At 34.2% G+C, this 1,576-nt stretch carries 3 protein-coding genes; all 3 read right to left on the bottom strand.

Going from position 1 to position 1,576, the window contains the following annotated elements; translation table 11 throughout:
- Positions 1-277: 277 nt before the first annotated feature.
- Entirely contained in the window at positions 278-484 is a 207-nt protein-coding gene (locus AC1DRF_RS27155; RefSeq protein WP_330534395.1) for a hypothetical protein, read from the bottom strand.
- Between the two features lie 46 nt (positions 485-530).
- Entirely contained in the window at positions 531-878 is a 348-nt protein-coding gene (locus AC1DRF_RS27150) for a hypothetical protein (protein ID WP_477742202.1), read from the bottom strand.
- Between the two features lie 188 nt (positions 879-1,066).
- Complete coding sequence (locus AC1DRF_RS27145; RefSeq protein ID WP_330534397.1) at positions 1,067-1,381, bottom strand: hypothetical protein; 315 nt, start codon at positions 1,379-1,381, stop codon at positions 1,067-1,069.
- Positions 1,382-1,576: the final 195 nt, after the last annotated feature.

The following is a 1,576-nucleotide window of genomic DNA, read 5'->3' as shown; positions in this document are numbered from 1 at the left end:
GATATAGGATAAATATTCAATATGTGGGAGCAATTTAGTTATCTACAAAACATTACATATATCAACAATTATGCAAAATAAATGATGCTTGCCACTTGTAGTTATTCCAATGCAAGCAATAGGTTACTTGTCTTTTTTCTAAACTGAACATCTTGACACTGAGCCCATTCATAGAAAAACTTTTAGAGGTTGCATAAGAAAGTAGTAATTCATTTAAGTTCACACATATAGCTCTGGTAAAAACACTTTACTCAAAAAAAACACCCTGAAAGGATGCTTAAAAGTTAGCCTGTAAAGCTTCAATTTTCTTCTTAAGTTTTTGGCTTTCTTCTTCTAATTCGATGATTCTAACTTGGAGTTCTTTATTACCCAAGTTGTTTTCCAATTCTTCAGATAGTTTTATTCGCTTTTTATGGATTTCAATTCGTTGTTTAGCCATCTCTTCTACCTCTTTATTTAATTGAAATTGTTCGTATGGATTCATATGTATTCCTCCTTTATTTTTACTTTCAACATAAACAGGTATCCCTTTAAAATAGAGTCCAGTGAGTATTAACCACGAACATAGTGACTGCCCCAAACGCGCTAGCAATAAAGCTACACCCCCATACAATTCGCATCCAAACTACCAAAGATCCATATGTCTTTCTAAAGGCTACTTCTCGCATAAAGATGAGATAAAGGACTGTAAACCCATATACACCAAATGCTACCCATTGAAAAGTTTCTTGAATTTGAGGGGCTACTAAGGCAACTGCTACTAAAGCTACGGTGAAAATGAGGTTTACAATCATAAAAAAGCTTACAAAACGCATCCACTTAAACCCTTTCCCATATAGTTTACCTGCGTCTTGGTCTTCTTGTTTTAATTCTTCCATCATTCATTGCCCCTAATATTTAGTTTTTATCTATTATAGCACGGGATGTTAGTTTCATTTTTAGATTGCTAGTATTAGTATATTCAAGCTTAGGAGATTAGCCGTGGGTATTTTGTAGTTTTTGCATTAGAATTTCATATCGTATTTAATTAAAAGCAGTTTACAAATATAAACTGCTTTTTTGCTAACTACTTAGACTGAAGAATTGCTTCTTTAACATACACTTTGTAGTCAATAATTGCATTCTCCACTATGGGCAGTTCGCTTTCTGAATTGATATATCCGGCTAATGGTTTGGTACTTGCCTCAAAATAAGGAAGTTTTTCATCAAGAGAAAACTTAATACTGTTTTCATCTAGTGATAACATATCAACTATGGCGTCAGTACTCATTTCGTCTAAATACAGTTCCTTTGCTGAAATGATATTTATAGTGCCTACACATGTTAAGTCCACTACTTTAAAGCCTTTGTCTAACAGTTCTTTCACTAAATCTTTAGGCATCTAAAACCCTCCTTAACACTTACTAATTTTCGACATAAAAAGAGGGATTCCTTTAGAATAACATCCAGGGAGTATTACACATGAATATACGTAAATAAAAGAGCAGTTTGCATATGCAAACTGCTCTTTTGATGACCCGTACGGGATTCGAACCCGTGTTACCGCCGTGAAAGGGCGGTGTCTTAACCGCTTGAC

The sequence above is a fragment of the Priestia sp. P5_B4 genome, assembly GCF_056400385.1.
Note: the sequence above shows the minus strand (reverse complement) of the source record. Positions and strands in the feature narration are given on the sequence as shown.

What these genes read in the sequence shown, in the direction of transcription:
- AC1DRF_RS27155 (WP_330534395.1), bottom strand. Translation starts at nt 484, where the DNA reads ATGAATCCATACGAACAATTTCAATTAAATAAAGAGGTAGAAGAGATG.
- AC1DRF_RS27150 (WP_477742202.1), bottom strand. Translation starts at nt 878, where the DNA reads ATGGAAGAATTAAAACAAGAAGACCAAGACGCAGGTAAACTATATGGG.
- AC1DRF_RS27145 (WP_330534397.1), bottom strand. Translation starts at nt 1,381, where the DNA reads ATGCCTAAAGATTTAGTGAAAGAACTGTTAGACAAAGGCTTTAAAGTA.